Annotated in this window: 13 protein-coding genes and 1 pseudogene; 10 read left to right on the top strand and 4 right to left on the bottom strand. The window is 57.9% G+C overall.

The window, feature by feature from the left end; genetic code table 11:
- Both HXW87_RS19520 and HXW87_RS19515 read left to right on the top strand, forming a co-directional pair.
- Window positions 1-262 (top strand): annotated as a pseudogene (locus HXW87_RS19520) (thiamine pyrophosphate-requiring protein); the annotation flags it as partial.
- Window positions 263-1,263: 1,001 nt separating this feature from the next.
- Window positions 1,264-1,977, top strand: a complete 714-nt coding sequence (locus HXW87_RS19515) for a DUF72 domain-containing protein (protein WP_131670234.1) — start codon at window positions 1,264-1,266, stop codon at window positions 1,975-1,977.
- Window positions 1,978-2,022: 45 nt separating this feature from the next.
- On the opposite strand, the gene HXW87_RS19510 is transcribed toward HXW87_RS19515, so the two are convergent.
- Entirely contained in the window at window positions 2,023-2,841 is an 819-nt protein-coding gene (locus tag HXW87_RS19510) for an alpha/beta hydrolase (protein ID WP_239777531.1), read from the bottom strand.
- Window positions 2,842-3,013: 172 nt separating this feature from the next.
- Here HXW87_RS19510 and HXW87_RS19505 point away from each other — a divergent pair, with 172 nt between their 5' ends.
- From HXW87_RS19505 to HXW87_RS19480, 6 genes are all read left to right on the top strand, one after another.
- Window positions 3,014-3,463, top strand: a complete 450-nt coding sequence (locus HXW87_RS19505; protein WP_239777530.1) for a helix-turn-helix domain-containing protein — start codon at window positions 3,014-3,016, stop codon at window positions 3,461-3,463.
- Window positions 3,464-3,617: 154 nt separating this feature from the next.
- The gene (locus tag HXW87_RS19500; protein ID WP_239777529.1) at window positions 3,618-5,324 is read left to right on the top strand and encodes a ShlB/FhaC/HecB family hemolysin secretion/activation protein; all 1,707 of its coding nucleotides are present in this window, start codon (window positions 3,618-3,620) and stop codon (window positions 5,322-5,324) included.
- A 24-nt stretch (window positions 5,325-5,348) separates the two neighbouring features.
- Entirely contained in the window at window positions 5,349-16,934 is an 11,586-nt protein-coding gene (locus HXW87_RS19495) for a filamentous hemagglutinin N-terminal domain-containing protein (RefSeq protein ID WP_239777528.1), read from the top strand.
- Window positions 16,934-17,416, top strand: coding sequence for a hypothetical protein (locus tag HXW87_RS19490; RefSeq protein ID WP_239777527.1), 483 nt, complete (start codon window positions 16,934-16,936; stop codon window positions 17,414-17,416). Before HXW87_RS19495 ends, HXW87_RS19490 begins: the two co-directional genes overlap by 1 nt.
- A gap of 213 nt (window positions 17,417-17,629) precedes the next feature.
- The gene (locus HXW87_RS19485; RefSeq protein WP_239777526.1) at window positions 17,630-18,205 is read left to right on the top strand and encodes a transposase; all 576 of its coding nucleotides are present in this window, start codon (window positions 17,630-17,632) and stop codon (window positions 18,203-18,205) included.
- 67 nt (window positions 18,206-18,272) lie between these two features.
- A complete protein-coding gene (locus tag HXW87_RS19480) occupies window positions 18,273-18,527 on the top strand; it encodes a hypothetical protein (protein WP_182401528.1) in 255 nt (84 codons plus the stop codon).
- Between the two features lie 124 nt (window positions 18,528-18,651).
- Here the strand turns inward: HXW87_RS19480 and HXW87_RS19475 are convergent, their stop codons facing one another.
- On the bottom strand, window positions 18,652-19,695 hold the full coding sequence (locus HXW87_RS19475; protein ID WP_239777525.1) for an LLM class flavin-dependent oxidoreductase: 1,044 nt from the start codon (window positions 19,693-19,695) through the stop codon (window positions 18,652-18,654).
- A 149-nt stretch (window positions 19,696-19,844) separates the two neighbouring features.
- Window positions 19,845-20,330 (bottom strand): flavin reductase family protein, encoded by a 486-nt coding sequence (locus HXW87_RS19470; protein WP_239777524.1) that lies wholly within the window; start codon window positions 20,328-20,330, stop codon window positions 19,845-19,847.
- 323 nt (window positions 20,331-20,653) lie between these two features.
- Between HXW87_RS19470 and HXW87_RS19465 the strand changes: the two genes are divergently transcribed.
- Both HXW87_RS19465 and HXW87_RS19460 read left to right on the top strand, forming a co-directional pair.
- Entirely contained in the window at window positions 20,654-22,075 is a 1,422-nt protein-coding gene (locus tag HXW87_RS19465) for a cytosine permease (protein WP_182401526.1), read from the top strand.
- Window positions 22,076-22,373: 298 nt separating this feature from the next.
- Window positions 22,374-23,474: a polyamine ABC transporter substrate-binding protein gene (locus HXW87_RS19460; RefSeq protein ID WP_131670242.1), complete on the top strand. Its 1,101-nt coding sequence runs from the start codon at window positions 22,374-22,376 to the stop codon at window positions 23,472-23,474.
- Window positions 23,475-23,568: 94 nt separating this feature from the next.
- Here HXW87_RS19460 and HXW87_RS19455 read toward each other — a convergent pair whose 3' ends face one another.
- Window positions 23,569-24,546, bottom strand: a complete 978-nt coding sequence (locus tag HXW87_RS19455; RefSeq protein ID WP_041062608.1) for a TerC family protein — start codon at window positions 24,544-24,546, stop codon at window positions 23,569-23,571.
- Between the last annotated feature and the right edge of the window lie 114 nt (window positions 24,547-24,660).

Genomic DNA, 24,660 nt, shown 5'->3' with positions numbered 1-24,660 from the left:
CATTTCCATCGGCCTGAAAGGGATTTTCGTCGACCGCGACGAGGACGTCGCCGCGGCTTGGGACAAGGCATTGGCCTCGGACGTGCCGGTGCTGATCGAGTTCAAGACCGACCCCAACGTGCCGCCGTTGCCGCCACACATCAAACTCGAACAGGCGAAGAAGTTTGCCACGACCTTGCTCAAGGGCGACCCTGACGAGGCGGGGGTGATCGTGCAAGCCGCCAAGCAGGTACTGGCCAGCGTCCTCCCCGGCAAAAAATAATCGTGCAGGCGCTTCGTCGTGTCCCAAATCTGTGAGCGCCGCAGAACCCTGTGGGAGCGAGCTTGCTCGCGAAAGCGTTGTGTCAGGTGCAGCGATTGTGGAGGTGTCGACGCCTTCGCTGGCAAGCCAGCTCCCACAGGTATTTCGTCGTGTCCCAAATCTGTGAGCGCCGCAGAACCCTGTGGGAGCGAGCTTGCTCGCGAAAGCGTTGTGTCAGGTGCAGCGATTGTGGAGGTGTCGACGCCTTCGCTGGCAAGCCAGCTCCCACAGGTATTTCGTCGTGTCCCAAATCTGTGAGCGCCGCAGAACCCTGTGGGAGCGAGCTTGCTCGCGAAAGCGTTGTGTCAGGTGCAGCGATTGTGGAGGTGTCGACGCCTTCGCTGGCAAGCCAGCTCCCACAGGTATTTCGTCGTGTCCCAAATCTGTGAGCGCCGCAGAACCCTGTGGGAGCGAGCTTGCTCGCGAAAGCGTTGTGTCAGGTGCAGCGATTGTGGAGGTGTCGACGCCTTCGCTGGCAAGCCAGCTCCCACAGGTATTTCGTCGTGTCCCAAATCTGTGAGCGCCGCAGAACCCTGTGGGAGCGAGCTTGCTCGCGAAAGCGTTGTGTCAGGTGCAGCGATTGTGGAGGTGTCGACGCCTTCGCTGGCAAGCCAGCTCCCACAGGTATTTCGTCGTGTCCCAAATCTGTGAGCGCCGCAGAACCCTGTGGGAGCGAGCTTGCTCGCGAAAGCGTTGTGTCAGGTGCAGCGATTGTGGAGGTGTCGACGCCTTCGCTGGCAAGCCAGCTCCCACAGGTATTTCGTCGTGTCCCAAATCTGTGAGCGCCGCAGAACCCTGTGGGAGCGAGCTTGCTCGCGAAAGCGTTGTGTCAGGTGCAGCGATTGTGGAGGTGTCGACGCCTTCGCTGGCAAGCCAGCTCCCAAGGTATTTCGTTGTGTCCTGAATCTGTGAACGAGGACCGTGGAGATTTTCATGGGTGAAGCAGCGAAGGTGCTTTTTTGATGTTCATCGGTTGCGCGGGCTGGAGTCTGGGGCGCGAGTATTGGCCGCAGTTTCCGGCCGAGGGTACGCATCTGCAGCGTTACGCGGCGCGGTTTGACTGCGTGGAAATCAACAGCTCTTTTTATCGTCCGCATCGGCGTCAGACCTATGCGCGCTGGGCGGATTCGGTGCCGCCGGGCTTTCGCTTTTCAGTGAAAGTGCCAAAGCAGATCACTCATGAATGGCGTCTGCGGGACTGTGATCAAGCGCTGGACGAATTTCTCGGGCAGTGCGAGGGGCTGGCCGATCGGCTGGGATGCTTGCTGGTGCAACTGCCACCGTCGCTGGCCTTTGAACCGACAAGCGCAGAGGCGTTTTTCGTGGCGTTGCGCCAACGCTTCGCCGGTGCCGTGGTGCTTGAGCCACGGCATGAGTCATGGGTAACGGCAGCGCCGATGCTGCAGGCGTATCGGATTGCCCAGGCCATGGTCGATCCGTCGCGGATCAGTACCGACGGTTCGGCGCAGGGCTGGCAAGGTGTGTGTTATTGGCGATTGCACGGTTCGCCACGTATCTACCACAGCGCCTACAACGAGCGTTATCTGCAAGCGCTGGCAGAGCAGATGCAGGTCGCGGCAGCAGAGGGCGCCGCGGTCTGGTGCATCTTCGACAACACCGCCAGTGGTGCCGCGCTGGGTAACGCGTTGGCACTGGCAGCGTTGATGGCGGATTGAGCCAGGCGGACACGTCGTCGCAGACGATCGTCGCGCCGATGATCGTCAGCGGTTGAGGAAGGCCAACAGATCCTCATTCAGCGCCTCGGCGTGGGTCACGGCAAAACCATGGGGCGCGCCAGCGTAGACTTTCAGCTCGGCGCCCTTGATCTGCGCGGCGGCCTGTTTGCCGGTGGTTTCGAACGGCACGATCTGATCGCCGTCACCGTGGATTACCAGAGTCGGCACGTCGATCTTCGCCATGTCCGGGCGGAAGTCGGTTTGCGAAAACGCGGTGACGCAATCCACGGTGCCTTTCAGCGAGGCGAGCAGGGCGACGTTCAGGGTTTGCGTGAGCACGCCGTCGGAGACTTTCTGGCCCTGATTGGTGCCGTAGAACGGCGCGGCGAAATCAGCGATGAATTGCGCGCGATCCTTGAGCAGACCGGCCTTGATCCCGTCGAACACCGAGGCGTCGACGCCCTGCGGGTAATCGGCCTTCTTGCCGAACAGCGGCGTCACAGCACCGAGCAGTACCAGCCCGGCAACGCGCTCGCTGCCGTGGCGGGCGATGTAGCGGCTGACGTCGCCGCCGCCCATGGAGAAACCGACCAGCGTGACGTCGCGCAGGTCGAGGTGTTTGATCAGTTGCGCGATGTCGTCGGCAAAGGTGTCGTAGTCATAGCCGTTCCACGGTTGATCGGAGCGCCCGAAACCACGGCGGTCGAAGGCAATCGTGCGGTAGCCGCGACTGCTCAGGTATTCCATCTGGTATTCCCACATGTCGGCATCCAGCGGCCAGCCATGGCTGAACAGCACGGGCTTGCCGCTGCCCCAGTCCTTGAAATAGATCTGTGTGCCGTCATCGGTAGTGAATGTGCTCATGGAAACTCCTTGCTTGAGTACGCGTTGGGGAGGGGCTGTAAAAGCAGGATTCACTATCCGCGCAATCGACCGCGGCCACTTGTATGCAGGTGCTGCGCTGTCGGCGTGGTTCTTTTCCGCGAACACAGTTGTAAGATGCAACCACACGCTGGATTTGACGGAGAAACACCCTGTGAAGCGCAAAAGCCTGCACGGCAACGCCTGCCCGGTCGCCCGTACGCTGGACCTGATCGGCGACTGGTGGTCGCTGCTGATCATCCGCGATGCGCTGGAGGGCATTCGCCGCTTCAGCGATTTCCAGAAGAATCTGGACATCGCCAAGAACATGCTCAGCGCTCGGCTCAAGAGCCTGGTGGAGCAGGGGATCCTGCAAACCGTGCCGGCCGCCGATGGCGGTGCCTATAAGGAATACGTGCTGACCGAACGCGGCAAGGCCTTGCAGACGGTGATCGTTGCGCTGTCGCAGTGGGGCGGCGAGCACCTGTATGCGCCGGGGGAGCCGGGTTCGGTGATGGTTGATGCGCAGCAGCGGCAGCCGATCAGGAAACTGGAATTGCGTTCAGCGGATGGCCGCCTGCTGGCGCCTCAGGACGTGGCGACGAAGTTGGGCGTTGCCCACTGAACCAAGGATTACCCCCGGAAAACCTCAGCCGCGTCGATTGTTCAATCCCTGTTACAAACCCGACAAAAGGTTGAAACGATTGTTTGACGTCAAAATGATGGCCATCTAATATCGCGCCACTATTTTGATGTCATTCCGTATCGAGGGATCGAACATGTACCCACCCGCCCTCGTGGCGAGGTTGTGCGTGGCTTTGCTGTGCCTGTCTCCGCTTCAAATTGCCTTCGCTGCACCCACCCCCGGTGAAACCGACCTGATCCGCGATCGCCAGAATCGCCTGCTTGAAGAGCAACAGCGGCGCCTGGAAGAACTCAAGGATTTGCCCGGCAAAGATGCCAAGCCTTCGCAACCGGCAGCGCCCACCGATACCCGCTGTTTCCCGATCAAGGACATCGAACTCAAGGGCGCCGACAGTCTGTCCGACAGCGGCAAAACCCGCCTGCTCAAGCCCTACATCGACCAGTGCCTCGGGGTGCCGCAACTCAACGAGCTGCTCAAGGTCATCACCGACCATTACATCGATAAAGGCTTGGTCACCAGCCGTGCCTACCTGCCGCAGCAGGATCTGTCTGGCGGGCACCTGAAAGTGCTGGTGGTCGAAGGCAAACTCGAAGGCATGAAGGGCGCCGAGAACAGCCAGCTTTCGCAGCGCGAACTGGCGATGGCCTTTCCCGGCAAGTCCGGCGAACTGGTCAACCTGCGCGAGATCGAGCAGATGGTCGATCAGCTCAATCGCCTGCCGTCCAATCAGGCCAAGATGGAGCTGGCGCCGGGCAAAAACGTCGGCGGCAGTGAAGTGCTGGTCACCAATACGCCGCAGAAGCCATGGCGTGCCGGAGTGTCGCGCAGCAACGACGGCCAGCGCAGCACCGGCGAACAGCAGTGGGGCACGACCTTCGATTGGGACAGCCCGCTGGGCCTGGCCGATCAGTTGAGCCTGCGCGGCGGTCACGATGCAATGACTGACCACCAGCACACCTCCAGCAACGCCATGCTCAATTACAACCTGCCGTGGGGCTGGTGGAACTTCAGCTACACCTACAGCCAGAGCGACTACCGCTCGCAGATCGCCGCCAACGGCTACAACTTCAAGCAGACCGGCGACAGCGAAAACCATCAGCTGCGCGCCGAGCGGGTGATCCATCGCGACTCGGTGAGCAAGACCTCGCTCAGCGCCGGCCTGTCCTACCTGCGCACCAACAACTTCATCGAAGACAGCAAGCTCAAGCTGAGCAGCAACCGCATCAGCGAAGCGCAGTTCGGCTTCAACCACGGTCGCCGCATCGGCAGCGCCTTCGTCAACTTCGACGCCGGCATGCAGGAAGGCATCGGCGCGTTCGATGCGCAGGGCAGCCACGATCCAGGCCCCGGCGAGCCCGACGCACGCTACCGCAAATACACCGCGACCCTGAGCTACCTGCAACCGCTCAAGCTGTGGGGCGAATCCTTCAGCTTCAGCAGCCTGATGACCGGCCAGCGCAGCGAGGATGTGCTGTTCAGTCCGCAGCGCACCAGCCTCGGTGGACTGTCGTCGATCCGTGGCTACAAGGATCAGTCGCTGTCTGGCGACAGCGGCGGTTACTGGCGCAACGACCTGCGCTGGAGCCGTCCGGTCAGCGCCGAGTGGCTGCGCCCGGTGTTCGCTGAATACGGTACCAGCCTCGGCTACGACCAGGGCGTGATTCGCGGCGACCGCTACAACGGCGATCAGCACGGACGCATGTCGAGCAACTCGCTGGAACTGTTCGCCCGTGGTCAACACGTGGCTGCCAGCGTGACCTTTGCCCATTCCCTCGAACGCCCGGATGTGCTGACCGAGCGTGAAGCGCCGATTTATTTCCGCCTCGACTTTTTCATCTAATTCAAATTCTTCGAGACCATCGACATGGATGTTCGCCAGTTCGCCTTCCTTGCAGGCCAGCCTTCTGCGGCCGTAAAAAACCGTGAGTTGTTCTTGGGCATGCCCAAACGCGGGCTGGCGTTCCTGCTGGCGAACGTCATGTTCTGGCAGCCGATGTGGGCGCAGGCCGACGGCATTGTCGTGGCCAACCCGAACACCTCGCTGGATCGGGCCGGCAATGGCGTGCCGATCATCAACATTGCCACGCCCAACGGCAGCGGGCTGTCGCACAACCAGTTTCACGATTACAACGTCAGCACGCAGGGCGTCATCCTCAACAACGGCTCGGCGCAGACCTCGAACACCCAGTTGGCCGGCCACATCATCGGCAACCCGAACCTGAAAAACAGTGGCTCGGCGCAAGTGATTCTCAACGAAGTCATCAGCGGCAACCCGAGCCAGTTGCGCGGTTACACCGAAGTGGCGGGGCAGTCGGCGCGGGTGATCGTGGCCAACCCGTATGGCATCACCTGTAATGGTTGCGGCTTCATCAACGCGCCGCGCGTAACGCTGACCACCGGCAAACCGGTGCTGGATAACGGCCGTCTGGATCGCTTCCAGGTCGACCAGGGCAGCGTCGCCATCGAAGGCGCCGGCCTCAACGCGAGCAACGTCGACCGTTTCGAAATCATCACCCGCAGTGCGAAGATCAACGCGCAACTGCAGGCGCAGAACCTGACCATCGTCGCCGGGCGCAACGACGTCAACGCGCAAACCTTGAGCGCCACGGCCCGCGCCGATGATGGCAGCGCCAAGCCGCAACTGGCGATCGACTCGTCGGCGCTGGGCGGGATGTATGCCGGGGCGATCAAACTGGTCGGCACCGAGGCCGGGGTCGGGGTGAAGCTCGACGGCAAACTGATCGCCAGCGGTGGCGATATTCAGCTTGATGCCAATGGTCAATTGAGCCTGGTTGATACCTCGGCGACCGGTGCGGTCAACGTCAAGGCGGCCAGTCTCGATGCGCGCGGGCCGGTGTATGCCGGTACCGCGTTGAATGTGCAGACCCAGGGCAACCTGATCAACCGCCAGACACTCGCCGCCCGCGACAGCATCGCCCTTAGTGCCGGCGGTCAACTGACCAACGCCGGCGTCATTGAGGCCGGGGTCAACGCCGACGGCAGTCGCAACGCCAACGGTGATCTGAGCCTGAATGCGCAGTACCTCGACAACAGCGGCAAGAGTCTGGTGGCGAGCCGCAATCTCACCGTCAGCACCGCGCAAACCCTGAACAACCAGGGCGGTACGCTCAGCGGACAAACCACGGCGATCACGGCGGGCACGCTGGACAACCGCAACAGCGGCCGCGTGCTCGGTAATGCGACGCTGAACGTCACCGCCAATCAGCTATTCAACACTCAAGGGGTGATCCATAGCTCGGGCAATCTGACCGGTAGTTTCGGTCAACTGGACAACAGCAACGGCGAGTTTTCCAGCAGCGGCGTCACCCGGCTCAACGCGGCAACGGTGAACAACCGCAGCGGTCAGATCCTCGGCGATCTGGGGCTGAATATCGACCTCAGCGGCGCGCTGGACAACCGTGATGGCGTGCTCGGCTCCGGCCAGTGGGTGAGTCTGCAGGCGGCCAGCCTGGATAACCGCGATGGCGGTGTGCTCGTCAGCGACGGTAGCCTGACCGTGCGTCTGCGCGGCGCACTCGACAACCGCAACAAAGGCGAGATCACCGCCAAGGGCGCCATCGATGCGCAAGCCGGCAGCCTCGACAACCGCGACGGCAAACTCATCGGTAAAACCACCCTGGCACTGCGCAGCGATACCGCGGACAACCGTGCCGGCGTGATCCAGGCTGATCAGCAACTGACGCTCAACGTCGATCGCCTGGACAGCCGCGACAAGGGCCAGATCACCGGCAAGTCCGGTATCGCTTACGCCGGTACACGTCTGGACAACAGCGGCGGACTCATCAGTGCGGTCGGTCCGGTCAGCCTCAACGCGGGCGAAGTGCAAAACGCCGCAGGTCGGATCTCCAGCCAAGGCGATCTGACTGCGGCCATCGGGTTGCTGCAACAGCAGGGTGGTGCGCTGGTCGCTCAGGGCAATCTGAGCCTGACCGGCAAGACGCTCGACAACCGCAATGGCGGTCTGGTCGGCACCACAAAAGTGCTGACCCTGACTGTCGACGACATCGACAACCGTAACGGCGAAATCTCCAGCAGTCTGCTGCTGAACATCAAAGGCCAGCGCCTGGACAACAGCGACAGCGGCAAGCTGCTGGCCGGCACCGATCTGGGCCTCGCCGTGGCGGAACTGATCAACCTGAATAAAGGCCTGATCAGCGCCAAGGGCGCAACCACGCTTACTGGCAGCAGCCTGGATAACAGCGGCGGTCGCCTCAACAGCCTCAACGGCCTGGTGATTACCCTCGACGATGCCCTGATCAACGCGCAGGGCACTATCAGCAGCGAGGGCACGCTGACGGCCAATCTCGGCCGATTCGACAACAGTGCCGGTAGCCTGAGCACAGCCGGCGTCTTGTCGGTAACCAGCCGTGGCCTGGTACTCAATCGGGCGGGTTCGATCGGCACCGACAACACGTTGACCCTGACCAGCGCCAGTCTCGATAACAGCCAGAAAGGTTTGATCAGTGCCAAAGGCGCCAGTCATGTCGATACCGGCGACTTCGACAACAGCCTGGGCGGCAAACTCACCAGTGAAGCGTCTCTGACGCTCAAGGCCGCTCAGGTCAACAACGCCACTGGCCGGATTGCCAGCCAGCAAGCGTTGAACGTATCGGTCACCGGGCTGGATCAGCAGGATGGCGAGCTGTTCAGCAAGGCAGACCTGACCCTTGATCTGAACAACGGTCAGTTGAACAACCAGAACGGTTTGATCAACGCGCCCGGCACGCTGCTGCTGAAAAACCTCAATGGCGTGAACAACCACAGCGGCGAAATCTCCAGCCAGCAAGCATTCACCCTCGCGGCCAATGACCTGGACAACAGCAACGGCAAGTTGATCAGCCAGCAAGGGCTGACGCTGCGCATTGCGGCAGCGCTGAATAACCTCAAAGGCGTGATTTCTGCGGCGGCACTCGATAGCCATTCCGTGAGCCTCGACAACCAGGATGGCTTGATCAGCAGTCGCGGCCCACTGGTGCTGACCACCAACAAGACCTTGAACAACCAGTCCGGCACTCTCATTGCCGATGGTGAACTGATGCTGACCGCCGATACGCTGGTCAACCAGCAGGGCAGCATTGCCGGCAAGTCCGATGCGTCCATTCAGGTAAAAAGCCTGAACAACCAGGACGCTCAACTGATCGCCACCGGTGTGCTCAACCTCAGCGCCGAGACCCTCGACAATCGCCACGGTGGCTTGCTCGGTTCGACCAAGGCCATGACCCTGACGGTCGATGAACTGGACAACCGTGGCGGTGAAATCACCACCAACAGCGATCTGCTGCTGACCGGTAAAAGACTCGATAACAGCGATGGCGGCAAGGTTTTCACCAGCAAGGCACTGACGCTTACGGTCGATCAGTTGCTCAACCGCAACAAAGGCCTGATCGATACGGGCACGCTGCTGAAGCTCCAAGGCCATACGCTGGACAACAGCGGCGGTGAGTTGCTCAGCCAGCAGGACACGCTGCTGAACCTCAGCGGCGACTTCACCAATCACCTCGGTAAAGTCAGCAGCGAAGGCGCGCTGACCTTCACTTCCGCGCAACTGAGCAACACTGGCGGCAGCCTGTCCAGCGCTGCAGATCTCACCCTCGACAGCACTGGCAAGGTCGATAACCAAGGCGGGCGGATCGTCACCGATGGCCTCCTCGTGCTCAAAAGTACCGGTCTGGATAACCGGCAGAAGGGCACCGTCAGCGGCAAAGGCGCGGTCACGGTCGCGACCGGTGACTTCGATAACAGCAGCGGTTCGCTGAGCAGCGCCGACACGCTCGATCTCGTCGCCGGCCAGGTCACCAACAGCGATGCCGGCAGTATCGGCAGCCAGGGCGCACTGACCGCGTCGGTGACAGGCTTCGATCAACAGGGCGGCAAGCTGCTCAGCAACACGCGCCTGAGCCTGGACCTGAACCACGGCCAGTTGAACAACATCAACGGCGTGATCAGCGCGCCCGGCACTCTGCTGCTCAAGCAACTCAACGGTGTCAACAACCAGGGCGGCACGATCTCCAGCACTGAAGCGTTCACCCTGACCGCGCAGAGCCTGGACAACAGCAACGGCAAACTCTTGAGCAATCAGGGCCTGACCCTGCGCATCGCCAACGCGCTGGACAACGTCAAGGGCCTGATCGGCGCGGCGTCGATTGATGCGCGGGCAGGCAGCCTGAACAACAGCGGTGGCAGCCTGGTCAGCCGTGGCGATCTTGAGCTCACGGTCGATGGCCTGCTGCGCAACGATGCCAGCGGCCTGATCAGTGCCGCGCAGGCGCTGAACATCAGCAACGCCGATCTGAATAACCAGAGCGGCACGCTGCTGGGTGTCAGCGCGGTCACGCTCAATGCGATGGCGCTGAACAACCGTGACAGTGGTTTGATCAACAGCAAGGGCAATCTGAAGCTGACCGCGACCAGTCTCGACTCCAGCAATGGCGGTGAAGTCTCCGCCGCGGGTGACATCAATCTGACCCTGACTTCGTTGACCCAGAACGGCGGCCGCCTGTTGGGCGACCAAGCCATCACGCTGGACCTGGCCAATGGCGATCTCGACAACCAGAGCGGCCTGCTCACCGCCAAAGGCCCGCTGACCCTCAAGCGCCTGCGCGACCTGAACAACCAGCGCGGTGAGATCTCCAGCAACCTGAGTTTCGACGTCATCGCTCGTGCCGTGAACAACAACGCCGGCAAGTTGATCAGCGGCGAAAAACTGTTGCTGCGTGGCACCACACTGACCAACCAGAAGGGCTTGCTGTCCGGCTGGAAAGGGTTGAGCGTCAGCGGCAACAGTCTCGACAACCGCGACAGCGGCACACTCTCGAGCAAATTCGGTGATGTCGCGGTCGAGCTCCAGGACGCGTTGCTCAACAGTGGCGCCGGTGCACTGGTTGCCGAGGGCAGCCTGACCGTCAAGGCCGGCAGCCTCGATAACAGCAACAAAGGCATTCTGAGCAGCGGAGCAGGGCAGAGCCTGACGCTGAACGGCGCGCTCAATAACAGTCAGGGCGGCTTGATCGCCAGCGACGGTGCGCTGGATCTGCTGAGCATGGCGCTGACCAACGTCGACGGCGCGATCAATGCGCAGCAGGCGATCAACGCCACGGTTTCGCGACTGGACAACAGTGGCGGCCAGATCGCCAGTAACGACGCGATCACCCTCAACCTCAGCGGCGACCTCGACAACAACGGCGGCCGATTGGCCGGTGCAGGCCCGGTGCAGATCAAAGGCGTGACCGACCTGAGTAACCAGAACGGTCAACTCGCCAGCCAGAAGAACCTGGAGCTATCGACCGGCTCACTGGACAACAGCAACAAGGGCACCATCGCCGCCAATGATCTGCTGCAAATCACCGCCAGCGGCGCGGTGCGCAACAATGCTGACGGCTTGATCTACAGTCAGAACGCAGCTCTGCAACTGAAGGCGGCGAGCCTGAACAATGGCAAAGGCGCGTTGCAAAGTGCAAACGCCCTGACCCTCGATGTCAGCGGCAATCTCGACAACCAGAGCGGCAAAGTCATCGCGCAAAACGGTGATGTGAGCGTCAACGCCGCCAACATCGATAACCGCGGCGGCATCCTGTCCAGCATCAAAGGCGCACTCGAAGCGCGGACGGTGGGTGTGCTGCGTAATGGCTACGACCTCAACAACAACCGCCAGGGCGGCATCATTCAGGCGCAAGGTCTGAAGCTGACGGCATTGGCGGGGCTGGACAACAACGGCGGACGCATCTCCGCGCAAGCGACAGACGCGAACATCGCCACCGCCGGATTCGATAACCGCATCGGTGTGCTTTATGCCAAAGGTCTGGTGAGCGTCAGCGGCACCAGCCTGGACAACGGCGCCGGGCAGATCGCCGGCGAGCGCATCGACTTCGGCCTCAGCGGCGCACTGAACAACGTTGCGGGTGTCATTGAAAGCAACACGCAACTCACCGTCAAAGCGGCCAGCGTCAACAACCAGAATGGTCGTCTGCGTTCGCTGGGCAACTGGGGCAAGACCGATTTGCAGATCGGCGGCCAACTCGACAACCGCAACGGCGTGCTGGAAACCGCAAACACCGACATGACCGTCAACGTTGGCAACTTCCTCAATGACGGCGGGCAACTCAACCACGTCGGCCGCGGCAAGTTCGAAATCGCCACGGCCAATGTGATCGGTGCGGGTGGCAGCATCACCACTGGTGGGCTGCTGGAACTCAATGCCGATACCTGGAACAACTCCAGCGTGATTCAGGCCGGAACCTTGAATGTCAATGTCCGGCAGTTCAGCCAGAGTGCCAACGGCAAATTGCTGGCCTCGGATGTGTTGCAGGTGCGAGGCGGCAACTGGACCAACGACGGCTTGATCGCCAGTGATGGCTTGATCGACATGCAGTTGAGCGGCGGCTACAGCGGCAATGGCCGACTGTCGAGCCAGCGTGGAACCTACCTCTCTGCTGCACAGATGAACATCGGCGCGAGCGGCAGTTTTGCCGCGGGTGCGACCTCGACCATCAGTGTGGGCGGGGCCCTCATCAACTCCGGGCGCATCACTTCCGGCGAAGACCTGACCGTCAATGCCGGTAGTGTGACCAACTACGGCACCTTGGGTGCGGCGCAGAACCTGAACATCAACACGTCTTCGTTGCTTAATGATCGCGGGCTGATATTCAGCGGCAACGACATGACGCTGAGTGTGGGCAATCTGACCAACCAGAACGGTGATTTCTACGGGTTGGGGAATGTGACCATCAAGGGTTACGGGACCGCACAGGCTAGTCAGGTGTCGAACCTGTCCGGTTCGATGGAGAGCGGCAAGACCTTCAAGATTGACGCAGCCAACTTCGCCAACCGCACCTCGGGAGACGACGGTACGCAGAGCTTCGCCCTGAATCGTAAGCTAGTTTCCGGATTCATCGGCGTTCAGTGCGGCGACTGTTCCGGTGGCACCTACGACGTCAATCTGATTGCCCACGAAGTCTTCGAAGGCGGGCAGGACAATGACACCACGGCTTCGTCGTTGCTGACGGCTGGTGGCGATTTCATCTTTAACGGCGGTGAATTCCTCAACAGCAAAAGTACGCTCAGCGCTTCTGGCAACATCACCATCAACGCCAACAATATGCGGAACGTCGGTGCGGTGAGTGGCAGCATCGAACGCACCCGAATCTTCCGTACCGGCGCGATCGACTCGGGCTCGTTCAATGTCTTCATGCCTGAGGTGGTGGCGTACAACCAACGCAATAACCCTGACTTTCCGAACGTCTATTACATCGATGGAACCGGGAACTTTGCTCAAGGCGTCGTTACCTCGGCAACGGGGCGGGAGCCCGGCCACGATGGTGGTCTGACCCGAGTGGTCGTGATCAAGGATTCGGTAACAAACAAGTCGGTGGGCGACCTCACCCTGTCCGGTTATTCCTGGGGTAACACCAGTCCGCAATCGCAATATGATCCGAATAACCTGGTCGACATGCCGACCAGACTGCAGGGCTTCACACTGACCTCTGACAAAGAAGTCGCCACTGACGGCACCAGTCCAGTCGCGGGTCGCAACGCGGTCATTCAGGCCGGCGGCAATGTCTCGATCACCGCTACCAAGGAACTGCAGAACAGCGTGATCCACGAGGATTACGGCTCTACCGGCGGTACCAATAAAGTTGGCAACACCAACGTCGGCAACACCGGCACCACCGTTATCCGCATCAACAGCCAACTGCCGCCGGACCTCGCCCAACAGCAGGTCAACCCGCTATCCCTACCAGGCTTCTCCCTGCCAACCGGGGAGAATGGTCTGTTCCGCTTGAGCGGGCAGGGCGCCGCTGATACCGCGCCAGTCGCCGCGACCGGCCCGGCGCCAACCTGGACCGTAGGTGGGCAAACCGTCACTACCGAGGCACACGTAGTAGCCGGAAGCAGCGGCGGCCCGCGCAATCTTTTCATTGATGCACCGCCCGCAGTCTCCGACAGTACGCGCGCAGTGGATACGTTCCACCGCACCCCGAGTGTCGTGCAGGCCGTGGCCAGCACGGTCGACGTCAACGTGCCGGTGAAACCCGCCGGCCCGGGCATGAAAGACCGTGGCAACGACGCCATGGAGTCGATCAACACCCGTCCGGTGACCCGTGTCACCGGTCTGCCGGACACCAAGGCGCCGTCCAACGCGCACAAATACCTGATCGAAACCAACCCGGTGCTGACCGACCTCAAGTCGTTCATGAGCTCCGACTACCTGCTGGAAAAACTCGGCTACGACCCCGACCAGAGCGCCAAGCGTCTCGGCGACGGCTTCTACGAACAACGCCTGATCCAGCAAGCCGTCACCGCCCGCACCGGCCAGGCGTTCATCGACGGCCAGACCTCCAACGAGGGCATGTTCAAGTACCTGATGAACAACGCCATCGCCAGCAAGGATGCACTCAACCTGTCGGTAGGCGTCGGCCTCACCTCGCAGCAAGTCGCCGCGCTGACCCACGACATCGTCTGGCTCGAAGAGCACGAAGTGAACGGTGAGAAAGTGCTGGTGCCGGTGGTTTATCTGGCGCAGGCCAATGGTCGTCTGGGTCCTACCGGGGCGCTGATTGCCGGTAATGATGTGACGCTGATTGCCGGTGAAAACCTGGATAACGTCGGGACGTTGAAGGCGACGAATAATCTGTCGGCGACGGCGGGCAAGGATCTGGTCAACAGTGGAGTGATCGAAGCGGGCACCCGTCTTGATCTGCTGGCGACCAACAATATCGTCAACAAGTCCGGCGGGATCATCACCGGGCGCGATGTGAACCTGATTGCAATTGATGGGGACGTTATCAACGAACGCACAGTAACGGGCATAGATACCGAGGGAAATACTAAACATCGCGATTTTGCTGATTCAGCTGCAAGAATCGAGTCTGCTAATGAACTGACAATATCGGCAGGTCGTGATTTCTCCAATTCGGGAGGCGTGTTGAAAAGCGGAGGCGATATGTACATCGATGCCACCCGTGATATCAACATATTGGCCGTCGCAGAGCGTAGTTCAGATATCAAATACCGCAATACTAATGAAACCATCACCCAGCTCGGAGCAACAATTGATGTTGGACGGGATCTGACGCTGAAAAGTGGTCGGGATATTGCGGTAATTGCTAGTGATATAACCGCGAAGCGTGATTTATCCATAACCGCTACTGACAATATGCTCATATCCTCCGCGGCTGACGAGAGTCATTCGTACTCCAAAACCAAAAAGGTAACTCGACAGGAGGATCATGTCAGTCAGGTTGCATCCATTATTAATGCTGGTGGCAGCATAACCATGAATGCGGGTGAAGACATGACGTTGGTGTCCAGTCGTATTGCTGCGGGTGACGAAGCTTATTTGGTTGCAGGCGGAAATTTGGAGGTTTTGGCTGCTCAAGATAGCGACTATTCGCTGTACGACAAGAAGAAGAAAGGAAGCTTCGGTAGTAGCCAAACCAAGAGAGATGAAGTAACCAGCATACTTAATATCGGTACGGAAATTTCTACGGGAGGAAAGCTCACGCTTTTGAGTGGAGGTGATCAGCGCTATCAGGCAGCCAAGCTGGAAAGTGGTGAAAGCTTGAATTTGGTCAGTGGTGGAAAAATTACGTTTGAAGGCGTGAAAGACCTCCACCAAGAGAGCCATGAAAAAAGTCGAAATAGTATGGCTTGGAGCTCCTCCAAAGGCAGGGGAACGACTGATGAGACTCTGCGCCAAACGGAGCTCTTGGCAAGCGGAGGTTTGGTTATTGATGCTGTTAACGGATTGGATATCGATATAAAGGATGTCAATCAGAATACCGTCAGCCAAACGATTGACGCGATGGTCAAGGCTGATCCAGGTTTGGCTTGGCTCAAAGATGCGGAAAAGCGCGGCGATGTCGATTGGCGCTTGGTAAAAGAAACCCACGACTCCTTTAAATACAGCAATTCAGGAATGGGGCCAGCGGCAATGCTGGCTGTAATTATCATTGTCAGCGTCATCACAGCTGGCGCTGCAAGTACCGCAGTGGCTTCTGTAAGTGGATCTCTGGGTGCAACATCAGCCACCGCAATGGGGAGCACGATGGCAGCAGCAACTGCAACGACTGCTGCCGGGCTGGGTAATATCATTGCATCGGCGGTCCTGACTTCGATGGCAAGTACTGCAGCCGTAAGCACAATTAACAACAAAGGAAATGTTGGCGCTGCGTTCCATGAGGTTTTCTCCTCGGAAAGCCTGAAAGGATATGTGCTTGCTGGTGTAACCGCCGGAATTGCTGCGAAATTCGGATATGTCCCGACCGAGCTTCAATTCGATATACCTGGGGTCGAGTCAGTCGCCACCAAAGCTGTTGCGGATGCTCTCGCTAAAACGGCAATAATGGGGGGCAGCCTGAAAGATAACCTGATGGTCTCAGCATTAGGATCAGTGGTCAGCATTGGTGGTGCTATCACTGCAAACAAAATTGGCGATATCACCGTATTTGAAAATGGAAAATTGTCAAAAGTAGTAATGCATGCCGCACTCGGAGGCTTAATGGCGGAAGCTTCCGGAGGTGATTTTCGAACTGGAGCGATCGCTGCCGGCGCGAACGAAGCTCTTGTTGATTTTCTGGCTGAAAATTTGCTACCCAAAGGTCTTGATAGCAATAGCGTTGAGTATAGAAACGGCATCAATAAGCTAATGGCTGCGTCGCAGTTGATTGGAGTTTTAACTGCCGCGTTCACTAATGGAGATCCTTCTGTTGCAGCAGATGTTACTGCAAATGCTACACAGTTTAACTATCTGAATCATGCTGAAATGCAGGCGCTTGCCAATGAGCTTGCGACGTGCAAAGAAACTAATACTTGTGACGGTGTTTCAGTCAAGTATTTTGAGAAGCATTTGGCGAACGACAAGGTGCTTAAAGAAGTATGTGCAGTTGATATAACCGGCTGCCAAGCGGCGTTGCGAGATATTTATGATGCAACGACAGGGTTCATGCGTGGCGATTACGATGTGGACTTGCCACCAGATTTAAAAAAGATTGTTAACTCATTCCATGAGTTTAATCTTGATGCGAGTGCCGAACCAACTGCTCAGGTAGCAATGCCGTCTATCGAGAAATTTATCGAAGCGGTTGGGCTGGATATCAACAATCCAATAGTAAAAGCTGCGGCGCAGGGTGCGGTATCGCTGATTATTGCCAAAAAAACCGGCGGTATGCTGGGGGCAAATGGTGTGAAGCTTGCCGGAAGCAAAACTATCTGGAAAGGTGTGGGAAAGGAAAGGCTTGATGTGGAAAATCCCGACCCAGGCGGACGGCCGGGCCAGCTTCATTATCAGGGTGTCGATAATGTTAAATATATTTATGATCCAGTTACTAACACGTTTGTAGGAGCGCCGAAATCAGTGAATAAGTTGCTGGAGAGACCTGACTTCAAGAAGGCAGTAGAGAAAGGCATGAAGAAATACCTTGGAGAAAACTGATGTTGAAATATAATGCAGCAATGGCTAATGCTCTATTGAGTTTGAGGCTGCCGGAGCATTCCTCTGTCGAGCTGTCCTCGATAATTGAAAAAGGTTTTTTCAAAAAAGATGGGTGTGAGTTGCTCGATTATTTCAAAGAGTCGAGTGTCGGTGTTGGATTGAATCACTTCGAGGATCAAACGGGGTATGAATGCTTTGTCAACTCGATTCATATTGACGATTATGTAGAATCGAACTGGCTTGGTAATGCGTTGCAATTTGCTAGCGAGTTGCTTGATCGTTGGTCAGCTAATTTACATCCTGAAGTACTTCAGGTCATTGTTTCGAGTGACGAATTTGGCGCCATGGTAAAAGCTCATGTCGTCAGGATGCATGAATTTTGGCTGCGCGACAATCTGGATGAATATGAAGATCCGGTGTTAATGGCTACTTCAGATAATAGGCAGCTTAATGAGCTTTTAAGTCAGCTAGGAATAAAATAGCCAGAGAGTTGCGGGAGCTGAATTGCGAGTAGTGTAAATTGGAGGGAGGGTAAATGGGAAGGGTAAATAGGGACAAAAGGGTAAATGGGGACAGACCACGTTTAGAAAACACCACGAAAATGTGGCTTATCTGTTAACTAATTGATTCAATAAGAAAATAATAGATCTGTTTGTTTTTTTACCGCGAAAGACTACCTTTTTTACCTGGAGCTTTTGGTTGAACAGGCGTCCAAAACTAATTGTGACATTCATGCGTGGTGCCTAATGACTAATCATGTTCATTTGTTAGTCAGTCCTCATCATGCCAACAGTGCAAGCCTGCTGATGAAAGGTGTTGGCCAGAGATACGTCCAATATATAAATCGTACGTATGGTCGCAGCGGAAGTTTATGGGAAGGCAGGTATCGTTCCTGCCTTGTTGAGAGTGAACGATATTTGTTGTGCTGTTATCGATACATTGAAATGAATCCTGTTAGAGCGAAAATGGTAATTCATCCGGCAGAATATCGCTGGTCAAGTTACCGTGTTAATGCACAATCAGAACGCTCGCACATTGTTACCCCTCATAAAAAGTATTTGGCGCTTGGAGGGTGGGGCGGGCACCCGGCGGATGCTTACCGCGAACTGTTCAAAAATGACTTGGAGTCAGAGTTGGTTGACCAGATTCGTGACGCGACGAATGGAACTAATGTTTTTGGCGGTTCAAAATTTGCTGTTGAGGTCGAGACAATGATCGGTCGCCGCGTGCAGCGGGGGAGCCCGGGACGGCCGAAAAAGTCGACCAACTAGTGAAAACGTGGTCTGTCCCCATTTTTTTCTTCGTTTTCTCTTCTTGACATTTGTAAATAGGATACGTATGGATCTTGATGATCAAGTAGAAGAAATTGAAACCAAAGAGGATTTCGCGAATTTCCTCCATGCGTTTCGTGAAACTCTGTTGCGACAACCGGATGAGTGGGAAAATTCGACACTTGAAAGGTTTTTAGACGCGATGGAGGCTTGGGTCAATTCAATGGAAGGTTATGCTTTTAACTCTGGCGACGTTGACGTTCTGCGACCAAGCTGGAAAACCTTTGCCAAGATCCTATCAGCGGCTAGCGTTTATGAGTGAAGCCAAGAGCGCGACAATGCTTTCGTTCAGATAGCACTGGTCGACGTGTCGCGAGGAACCGTGGGGAAAAATAAAAACGCCCGAAGAGATTCGGGCGTTTTCATGATTGAAATTAGAAGAAATGTCACCGAAACGCCGGCACCACATCCCTGATAAACAACTCCAGCGACTTCTTCTTCTCCGCATGCGGCAAGCTGTTGTCACACCAGAAACTGAACTCATCCACCCCCAGTTCCTGATAGTACTTGATGCGGGGAATAATCTCTTCCGGCGTACCAATCATCGCCGTCTTGTGCAGGCTCTCCAGTTCAAACTCCGGCCGCCCGGCAAATTTCTCTTCCGGGCTCGGAGCGAGGAAGCCGTTGACCGGTACTTCCTTGTTGCCAAACCACGCATCGAAGGTGCGATAGAACCGTGAGATGGCTTTGGCGCCGACTTTCCAGCCGTCCGGATCGTCCGCCGAGTGCACGTGGGTGTGGCGCAGCACCATCAATTGCGGACGCGGCACGTCGGGGTTGTTGTCCAGCGCGGTCTGGAATTTGTTCCTCAGGTCGACGACTTCTTCGTCGCCTTTCATAAGCGGCGTGACCATGACGTTGCAGCCGTTGGCCACGGCGAAGTTGTGTGAATCCGGGTCGCGGGCGGCGATCCACATCGGTGGGTTGGGTTTCTGGATGGGCTTCGGCACGCTGGTCGAGATCGGGAATTTCCAGATGTCGCCGTCGTGGGCGTAGTCGCCTTGCCACAGGGCGCGGACTACCGGGACCATTTCGCGCAGGGCCTGGCCGCCGCTGGAAGCGGGCATGCCGCCGGCCATGCGATCGAATTCAACCTGATAGGCGCCACGGGCCAGGCCGACTTCCATGCGCCCGTTGCTGATGACGTCGAGCAGCGCGCATTCACCGGCCACCCGCAGCGGGTGCCAGAACGGCGCGATGATGGTGCCGGCGCCAAGATGAATGGTGGTGGTTTTGGCGGCGAGGTAAGCCAGCAGCGGCATCGGGCTGGGCGAGATGGTGTATTCCATTGCGTGGTGTTCGCCGATCCACACGGTGCTGAAACCGCCGGCCTCGGCCATCAGGGTCAGTTCGGTCAGGTCTTCGAACAGTTGGCGGTGGCTGACGCTTTCGTCCCAGCGTTCCATGTGGATGAACAGGGAAAATTTCATGACGCTTCCTCGGATCTTTTATTGTTGAGGCTACCTGTGGGAGCGAGCTTGCTCGCGAAAAGCGGTGTAACAGCCGGCATCTATGGCGACTGACAAGACGCCTTCGCGAGCAAGCTCGCTCCCACAGTTGATTTGTGTAGGGCTGACGATCAGGCCAGAATGGGCAGGGCGCCCATCTTGCCGTGGCAATACACCAGCGGCCCGGTGTGCTGCTCCGGGACGATCAGGTTCTTCACCGCGCCGACCATGATCGCGTGGTCGCCGCCTTCGTATTCGCGCCACAACTCACACTCGATGATAGCCGTCGCGTTGGCCAGGATCGGGTTGCCCAACTCGCTCAATGTCCACTCGATGCCTTGCGCCTTGTCTTTGCCTTTACGGGCAAAGGCATAGGCTTCGCTCTGTTGGCCACCGGACAGGACGTGGATCGCAAAGCGCTTGTTCTTGATCAGTACGGGGTAGGAGTCGGAGCTGTAGTTGGGGCAGAACAGCACCAGCGCCGGGTCCATCGACAGCGAGCTGAAGGCGCTGGCAGTGAGGCCGACGATCTGACCGTCATCGTCCAGCGTGGTGATGACAGTGACGCCGGACGGAAACGAGCCCATGACTTGTTTGTAGATGGCAGCATCGATCATTGGACGGTCCTCGGGTGTTGTGACGCGATTTTTATGTATTTGTTGGTCTGATGGTATACCAGTATTTTTTCTTTGCAAGGGCTTTTAGGCTGAACCGATAAACGTGGTGCTTTCGTCGGAAACTCAGCATCTATTGGGCTTCTGGCTGGCCTGCAGGCCGCAGTATCAGTGAGGATGGCGGATCAGCTAGCGCCGTATACTACGGATCAGTTTTGTGAAATGTTTGGAATACCATAATATGGTCTGCATCTGAGGGGCGACCCAGAGTCCCCCCGGTTTGGCTTCATACAAAGATAAGAACAGACAAACTCGAGTTCATGCATATGTCCCAGATGTCCCGGCAAGATCCGTTGATCGAGAATCACACGGTCGACTATGTCCCACTCGCGGAACGCCACGGGAAGGCCCGCGACCTTTTCACCTTATGGTTCAGCACCAACATTGCGCCACTGCCCATCGTCACCGGCGCCATGGTGGTTCAGGTGTTCCATCTCGATTTGCTCTGGGGGCTAATGGCGATTGCGCTCGGGCACCTGATCGGCGGCGTGGTGATCGCCCTGGCCTCGGCGCAGGGGCCGCGCATGGGCATTCCGCAAATGGTCCAGAGTCGCGGTCAGTTCGGGCGTTACGGCGCATTGTTGATCGTGTTTTTTGCAGCGCTGATCTACATCGGCTTCTTCATTTCCAACATCGTGCTGGCCGGTAAATCGATTGTCGGCATTGCGCCGTCGGTACCAGCGCCGCTGAGCATTCTGATCGGCGCACTGGCGGCCACGGCGATTGGCGTGATCGGTTACAACTTCATCCACACGCTGAACCGCATCGGCACCTGGGTGATGGGCAGCGCGCTGCTCGCCGGCTTCCTCTACATCTTCGCCCACGACTTGCCGGCGGACTTCCTGACGCGCGGCAGCTTCAACCTGTCGGGCTGGCTGGCAACGGTATCGTTGGGAATCATCTGGCAGATCAGCTTCTCGCCGTATGTGTCCGATTATTCGCGTTACCTGCCGGCGGATATCGGCATCGCCAAACCGTTCTGGGCCACTTATCTGGGCGCGACGCTGGGGACGATTCTGTCGTTCAGCTTTGGCGCGGTGGCGGTTCTGGCGACGCCGGAAGGCACCGAGGCGATGGCAGCGGTCAAGCAGTCCACCGGTTGGTTGGGGCCGATTCTGATGGTGTTGTTCCTGCTCAACATCATCAGCCACAACGCGCTGAATCTGTACGGCGCGGTGCTGTCGATCATCACCTCGATCCAGACCTTCGCCAGCCAGTGGACGCCGAGCATCAAGGTGCGCGTGGTGTTGTCGAGCGTGGTGCTGGCGGCTTGCTGCGTGGTAGCGCTGGGTGCCTCGGCGGATTTCATTTCGCAGTTCATCGGGCTGATTCTGGCGTTGCTGTTGGTACTGGTGCCGTGGGCGTCGATCAACCTGATCGACTTCTACCTGATCAAGCGCGGCAACTATGACATCAGCTCGATTTTCCGCGCGGACGGCGGCATTTACGGGCGCTTCAATCTGCACGCAATCATTGCCTACTTCATCGGGATCATTGTGCAACTGCCGTTCGCCAATACGTCGCTGTACGTCGGGCCGTACGCCAATCTGGTCGATGGCGCCGACCTGTCGTGGCTGTTTGGTCTGGTGGTGACGGTGCCGCTGTATTACTGCCTCGCTACACGTGGGCAGACCCAGAAGCAACGTGGCGAGGGGATTTATCCCCGATCGGCTGCGAAGCAGTCGTGAAATCAGCGAGTGCGGCCCCCTTTGAGATATAAAGGGGGCCGCTTCGCGTCCCATCGGGGATAAATCCCCTCACCACAAATGATGTCTGCTTAGACCTTGTGCATTCGTGCGGTCATTCAATTTGGCCATTTCGATCCCCTTTTGGCCCATCACCCACTGTGCCGCGACCCCGCGGTCGGCAAGAATCAAAGCCACAATAAAACGCTGGACTTTGCTTGCCCTTGGCTACTTTTACAGCCGCTGCCGTGTACAGAACATAAAAACCATCGATCTCACGTCGCATTCCGGGGAAACAACCATGGTCACGATGAAACGCATTCTGGGTGCCACCGTCTGTGGGCTGACGCTGCTGGCCAGCGCGGTACACGCCGAGCAGCGCGAGCTGCGGGTCTACAACTGGGCGGATTACATCCTGCCGTCGGTGCCCAAGGATTTCGCCGCAAAGACCGGCATCAAAGTGACCTGGGACACCTTCGACACCAACGAATCGCTGGAGGCCAAGTTGCTCACCGGCAACTCCGGTTACGACCTGGTGGTGCCGTCGAACCAGTTCATCGACACCCAGATCAAGGCCGGGGTGTTCCAGAAACTCGACAAGTCGAAACTGCCGAACTGGAGTCATCAGGATCCGGCGCTGCTCAAACTGCTCGACGCCAATGACCCTGGCAATCAGTACGGCGTGCCCTACATGTACGGCACAGTACTGATCGGTTTCAACCCGGCCAAAGTCAAGGCAGCGCTCGGCGACAACGCGCCGGTCGACAGCTGGGATCTGGTGTTCAAGCCCGAGAACATGGAGAAGCTCAAATCCTGCGGCGTGGCGATGCTCGATTCGCCGTCGGAAATCCTCCCGCTGGCCCTGCATTACCTCGGTCTCGATCCGAACAGCCAGAACCCGGCCGACTATGAAAAGGCCAAGGACCTGATGCTGAAGATTCGTCCGTACGTGACTTATTTCAACTCGGCCAAGTACATGACCGACATCGCCAACGGCGACATCTGCGTGGCCATCGGTTACTCCGGCAGCTTCTATCAGTTTGGCAACCGTGCGAAAGAGGCGGGCAATGGTGTGGTGGTCGACTGGCGCTTGCCGAAGGAAGGCGCGCCGATCTGGTTCGATACCTTCGCCATTCCGAAGAGCGCGAAGAATGTCGAAGAGGCGCATGAATTCCTCAACACCTTGCTCGATCCAAAAGTCATTGCGCCAATCAGCGACTTCCTCGGCTACCCGAACGTGAACAAAGACTCGATGTCGCTGGTGAACAAAGACATCACCGCCAACCCGAACCTGACGCCAACGCCTGAAGCCCTGAAAACCCTCTACGTCGTCCAGCCCCTGCCGCAAAAACTCGAACGCGTACGCACCCGGGTGTGGACCAGCATCAAGTCCGACAAGTAACCGCAACCCCCCTGTAGGAGCTGCCGCAGGCTGCGATCTTTTGATCTTGTTTTTCCAGGAGACAACGCCAAAAGATCGCAGCCTGCGACAGCGCCTACAGGGATTGAGTTTGGTCTTCCTTGCGGGTGACGATCAGGCTCAACACCACTGACCCCAGAATCACCCCTCCGACCACCGCCAGCGACCATTCCACCGGCATGTGAAACCACGGCATCAACGTCATCTTGCCGCCGATGAACACCAGCACGATCGCCAGTCCGTATTTGAGCAAATGAAAGCGGTCGGCCATGTCTGCCAGCAGGAAGTACAACGCCCGCAGGCCCATGATCGCGAAGATATTCGAGGTGAACACGATGAACGGATCGGTAGTGACCGCGAAGATCGCCGGGATGCTATCGACCGCAAACATCAGGTCGCTGGCCTCGATCAGCACCAGTACCAGAAACATCGGCGTGGCCCAGCGTACGCCGTTCTGCAGCACGAAAAAGCGCTCGCCATGAAAGCCCTGGGTGATTCGCATGTGCCCGCGCACCCAGCGCAGCAGCGGGTTTTTGTCGAGATCAGGTTGTTGCTCGGCAAACATCAGCATCTTGATCCCGGTGATGATCAAGAACACCCCGAAGGCATACAACAGCCACTCGAACTGCGACACCAGCCACACCCCGGCGAAGATCATTGCCGCGCGCATCACGATCGCCCCGAGTACGCCATACAGCAGCACCCGGCGTTGCAGTTCCGGTGGCACGGCGAAGTAGCTGAAGATCATCACGAAAACGAACATGTTGTCGATCGACAGCGACTGCTCGATCAGATAACCGGTGAGGAATTCCAGGGTCTTGCGCTGGGCAATGTCGGCGCCGAACTCGCCGTGCAGATACCACCAGAGCAACCCGGCGAAAGCCATCGCCAGCGCACACCAGGCGATCACCCAACAGGACGCTTCCCGCACTGAAACGCGGTGTGCCTTGCGTCCGCCGAAGACGAACAGGTCCAGTGCAAGCATGGCGAGAACGAAGACGATAAACGCGCCCCACATCCATGGTTCGCCGATATTGATGTTGGTCGTTGGCATGGCGGGCTCCCTGGCTTTTATTGAATTAGGGTCAGGCAGGGCCATGCTAGCGGCGAGTTTGGGTGCAAGAAAAATCGCTTATTTCTGAGCAATAGTTCGGGAAAAGCGAAGTGT

The organism is Pseudomonas sp. Y5-11, assembly GCF_022368695.1.
Lineage (GTDB): Bacteria > Pseudomonadota > Gammaproteobacteria > Pseudomonadales > Pseudomonadaceae > Aquipseudomonas > Aquipseudomonas parakoreensis.
Note: the sequence above shows the minus strand (reverse complement) of the source record. Positions and strands in the feature narration are given on the sequence as shown.